This is a genomic window from Henriciella sp., assembly GCF_049649345.1.
Taxonomy (GTDB): domain Bacteria; phylum Pseudomonadota; class Alphaproteobacteria; order Caulobacterales; family Hyphomonadaceae; genus Henriciella.
Genome location: NZ_JBARZC010000197.1, coordinates 1 through 4,438, shown reverse-complemented (window position 1 = coordinate 4,438; position 4,438 = coordinate 1). Strand labels below are relative to the sequence as shown.

General features: G+C 61.3%; 4 protein-coding genes and 1 pseudogene. 2 read left to right on the top strand and 3 right to left on the bottom strand.

Annotation, left to right across the window (positions count from 1 at the left end; genetic code table 11):
• Positions 1-141: 141 nt before the first annotated feature.
• Complete coding sequence (locus WA989_RS04900; RefSeq protein ID WP_424339388.1) at positions 142-837, bottom strand: hypothetical protein; 696 nt, start codon at positions 835-837, stop codon at positions 142-144.
• Positions 838-1,128: 291 nt separating this feature from the next.
• Here WA989_RS04900 and WA989_RS04895 point away from each other — a divergent pair, with 291 nt between their 5' ends.
• Positions 1,129-2,571: a winged helix-turn-helix domain-containing protein gene (locus WA989_RS04895; RefSeq protein ID WP_424339387.1), complete on the top strand. Its 1,443-nt coding sequence runs from the start codon at positions 1,129-1,131 to the stop codon at positions 2,569-2,571.
• An 81-nt stretch (positions 2,572-2,652) separates the two neighbouring features.
• On the opposite strand, the pseudogene WA989_RS04890 reads toward WA989_RS04895, so the two are convergent.
• A pseudogene (locus WA989_RS04890) lies at positions 2,653-2,823 on the bottom strand (IS110 family transposase); the annotation flags it as partial.
• Here WA989_RS04890 and WA989_RS04885 point away from each other — a divergent pair.
• A complete protein-coding gene (locus WA989_RS04885) occupies positions 2,749-3,009 on the top strand; it encodes a hypothetical protein (protein ID WP_424339389.1) in 261 nt (86 codons plus the stop codon). The pseudogene WA989_RS04890 and the gene WA989_RS04885 sit on opposite strands and share 75 nt — an antisense overlap.
• Positions 3,010-3,190: 181 nt before the next feature.
• Here the strand turns inward: WA989_RS04885 and WA989_RS04880 are convergent, their stop codons facing one another.
• Positions 3,191-4,192, bottom strand: coding sequence for a helix-turn-helix domain-containing protein (locus WA989_RS04880; protein WP_424339386.1), 1,002 nt, complete (start codon positions 4,190-4,192; stop codon positions 3,191-3,193).
• Between the last annotated feature and the right edge of the window lie 246 nt (positions 4,193-4,438).

Here is a 4,438-nt window from a genome sequence, read left to right as displayed (position 1 = left end):
GACGCTCTTCGTCGGTCAGCAGACCAATCTTGAGAGTCTCGAAGGCTGCCGCGCAACGAAGCTCAGTCGCATGATCAACAGGTCCGTCGGCGACCATCGCATCACAGATGTAAAAGGTCGCCAGAAGTGTCAGGAATGTATTCACCGCAGGCCATCGGTGTCGTCTTGGCTAGACGGCTGTCGCTGTCCGCGCACGAGGAGGACGTCGGCCCATAGCCAGAGTGTGAAGCAGGCAAGCATGATCGACGGCATGATCGCATTGGAGACGGGTTCTCTGTCATGGATGATGCGCGCCAGCTCCAAGCTGAGCGCCGCGAGCGAAGGGACGCGGCTTGCGACGACAGCAACACGAAGCCAAGTCTTGAGGTCGAGTCTCCCGGTTACCGGAGACACTGCGGGTGGAAGGATTGCTGTTCCAAACTTCCCGCCGGCAAGAAGTGTCCCTGCGACGATTGCAAGGGCGATGTCGCCGAAGTGGATGAGGGCGACAGTAAGCGCGATCGCCCCAAAACCCGAGAGGAGGTCCCCGCGCCGGTTCAGCCTGCCGTCGGGGACTTGCCGCCCGGCCCAGGCACGGTAGTACATTTCGCCGGAGGCAAAGAAAAACAGCATCGAGACGGTCAGCCAAGTCGCTCCAATGTCTCCGACAAGATACGAGCCAACGCGTGCAAGAGGATCTTGGGTCTCGGGTGTGTTGACAAACTGGAAGGCGATGCCGCTGGACAGGGCAATTGCATTGCCGAGATTGTAGTAGCCGCCCGGACCGTTCAGCCGCTCAACGATGGCCCGAACGAATGGTGGGGTGCCAAGAGACGGTGAACTGTCGAGTATTCTCATGGTCGCCTCGCTTGACCGCGGTTGCACCGGGCGCTTTCAGGAGCGATCGCCACGAAGACTCGTCAATTACGCTGTTCAGCGCCTCCAACGGGCCGACGCCGCCGATCGACTATCCGGAACACGTTATTTCACGCGGGCCACCTCCTTGCGTTGATTTTTTGTTGATTCCGCCCCCACGGACTGTCAGCGTTCAGACACAACCTGCGTACGATTGTGCCACGCGATGCTATTATCTTGGTTGTGCCTTGCAGCTTTTTCGGCTGCGCAGCCTGACGTGACCAGGGTGAAGCGATGGGTGTCTGGATATACTCGGAACGCGACAGCGCCCTGATGCGAGATCAGGAGGTGGTTCCGTTGGCCGCCAAGGCCGGAGCTGTTCTTACCTGTCTTGCCGAGCGCCGAGGTCAAGTCGTTTCTCGCGACGAGATCCTTCAGACTGTATGGGCCGAGACCAACGTCACGCCGGACCTCGTTCGGGAGTACATCTTCGATCTGCGCTCGGCGCTCGGCGATGACGCCAGTCAACCTCGCTATATCGAGACGGTTCGCGGTGTCGGGTTCCGTCTCATTGGGGATGTCCTTGTCCAGAGGCGGGCCCCCGAGAGCAGGCGTCAGTTCCACGGTCCGAGCGTGGCGGTGCGGCCAGTCGCGCTCACCGATACTTCGCAAGACCTCGTATCACCGCTTGCACGGCAACTGCGGGTCATGATCTCCGAGATCCCCGGGTTTGTCGTCATCCCGTATTCGGAGAATGGGACAAGACCTGACTACGTGGTGGAATGCGGCGTTTCGAACGGAGGTGACGCCAAGAGCCTCTGGCTCACCGTGAGAGATACCGAGAGGGTTCAGGTCTGCTCTCGGGCGTTCGAGATGTTCCGCGAAGCCGACCAGGAAACAGTGGTGGCAGCGGCAACCAATGCTCTGTTCGCATGGCGCGGCCCCATCATGCGGGCGGAGGAAGCGCGGGCCGCACGCAAGCCTGATTCCGAGCTTGATGCCTATGATCACTACGTCCTCGCCCTCGCGTGCGAACGCCGGCGCGACGAGGAGCATACGCGGCGCGGGTTTGCCCACATCGAAAGGTCTCTCGAGCTCGATCCCACGAACGCGCGCGCATGGCTTGCCCTGGCCATCATGCTCAAGCGACCCTTCATGCTATTCGGGATGCCGCTTTCAGATGCGGTCCTGTCACGAGAGACGGAGGCCTTGGAAGAGGCCTACGCCCTCGATCCGGACGACGCTCTGGTACTGTGTGATTGTGCTAGCGCACGTGCGCGTACAGGAGACATCGGTGGTGCGGTGGCGGCTCTCGAGATCGCGGCGACCATCGGCCGGAACCAGTCGGATGCCGTGATCATCTGCGCGAACCTGTATGCTACCCTCTCGGGCAATCTTCGTGCTGCGAAGGACATGCTTCACAGAGCGCAGCAACTGAATCCGACGCCCCGAGAGTGGTGCCGGTTCACCGTTGCGCGTGTCTCTTTCTTTTCGGGCGACTACGGTGACTGTCGTGCCGCAGCGGGGCCAAGCTCCGAACTCCTGCCTCTCGCAATCTTCAACGCTCTCGCGCTAACCCAGATGGGCTTGAACGACGAAGCTCGAGATGCGCGAACGGCGATCCGGCAGTGCTTCCCTGGTTTCACTTTTGAGGATTATTCGGAGTTCCTGCCGATCGTGGCTGACCGAACCCTCGGGCTGTACCGCAGCGTCGCGCAGAAGCTAGCCGCGCTCTGACCTCGGATCGCGCATCGCGCATCCAAGCGGGCAAATCGGGTACCAAGTTCGACGATCGTCTCGTGGGACATCGCGTCATTCATTGGCAGTGTCCGCAAGGCTCTCTGGGATGAGCCGTCGGGCGCGGGTGATGATCGTGCCCATCGCGATCGCCGGATCGAGGAGCAGGCCACGCATTTGGCGGACGGTCGCGGTGCGGTGCTTGACAATGCGTTGGCTGACGCGGTGCAGCGCCTGGATGCCCCGCTGCTCGAGCAGATGGTGGCGAAGACGCTCAAGGATCACGGGTGGGAGGAGTTCTTACGCGAGAAGCTGCTCACCGGGGAATCGTTGAAGCGCTACTACCCGCTGCACGCGGACGCCTTGCGTCAAGACGCGCGCCCGCTCGATGTTCTCCGGACACCGAACTTCGCGATGAGTGGCGCGACGCGGCTATAGCGCCATAACCTCATGGGGGCAACGAGTTGGTATCTTGAAGACTGCCCAGCGGCCTGCTAGGAGCGTCGGCCAATCGCTCCCGAGTTCGCGGCGAAGTAGCCGCTCTCGGGGTTGAGAGCCGGTTCATTCCCAGCAAGAGCTCTTGAACCATAACAAGTTTATTTTTCTTCGTGCGCCTCGACTACATTTGCTCAGCGCGCAGTTCCTGTGGTGTCATTCCGGTCCACTTCCTAAAGGCGCGCTGAAATGCGTTCGGGTCGCGATAACCCACGAGATGCGCGATCTGCTGATTGTTCAGGTCACTCTTGACCAGATAGCGGATTGCTAGGTCTTTGCGCGTCTCGTCCAGCAGCGCCTGGAACGACAGCCCCTCTTCCTTCAAGCGCCGGAGAAGCGTGCTCCGGCTCAGTTTCAGGCGGCTGCAGACATGTGCGATCGACGGTTCGGTGATCGAGAACGCCTCCACAATCGTCGCTCGGACCCGTTGTGACAGAGGCAGCACCTTGGACTGGATCATAGCCTGGCTTTCAAGGTCCGCGTCGGTGGCCTGCCACAGCTCGGGATTTTCGGAGACGAAGGGCACATGCGCGTCGGAGTGGGCATAGGTCAGCGTTGCCTCACCCGGGACGGGGACCTGGTCGAAGATGTCGGCTAGCCGCTCGCGCTCTTCCTGCGGCAAGGGAAGGGAAACCCGCAAGGGCCGGATCGCAAGGCGCGCCAGCGCATTCGTCTGCGCGTGCAGATAGACAATCTGCGGGCTGCTGAACGAGCCGGGCAAGGTGACCGTGGGAACGTCGGGAGCGACATGGACGGTAAACTCCGACGGGCTGCGCGATACGATGAACTGCATCGGTCCGAACAGGCTCTTGAACTTTGCCATGCGGTGGATGCCGGTTTCGAAATCGGGCGCGGTCGACAATGCGAAGAGGACCGGGATGGCGGGACCGCCCGCCATGCGTAATCCGAGGAGCCGAGAGACCTCCTGCTGCGGCGAGAGATCCATCATTGCGTTCCAGAGGCGCAGGTATTCGTCGGCTGAAACCAAAAAGGCCCGGTCGTTGCGCTCGGTCGCCACGATGCCCGCCCGGCTCAGAACCTCGTCCCAGCCGACACCAAGCATCCCGCAGATCGGGCCCGACAGGACAGCGGATGTGTAGATCGGGGATCGCTCTTGCGTCTGCATGCCGGCAGCCTTTCGCGCGCGTCCTCCGCTCATTGCACTAGAAACGCTCGCCATGTGCCACGCAACGGCTTTGAGCCGATCTGCAAGTGTTTGATACGATCTGCAAGGCGCAAGCGGTGGAACCGGGCCATCTCACAAGCCTACCTTGGCGTTGACATCCGCGCTTGGAGAGATGGCCTTGGACCTGAAATCGATTGTCATCCTCGTCACCGGCGGCGGTTCGGGCATCGGGCTTGAGCTGACCCG

Bases quoted from the DNA above. Each gene is read 5' to 3' on its own strand.
- WA989_RS04900 (WP_424339388.1), bottom strand. From the start codon at position 837: ATGAGAATACTCGACAGTTCACCGTCTCTTGGCACCCCACCATTCGTT.
- WA989_RS04895 (WP_424339387.1), top strand. From the start codon at position 1,129: ATGGGTGTCTGGATATACTCGGAACGCGACAGCGCCCTGATGCGAGAT.
- WA989_RS04880 (WP_424339386.1), bottom strand. From the start codon at position 4,192: ATGCAGACGCAAGAGCGATCCCCGATCTACACATCCGCTGTCCTGTCG.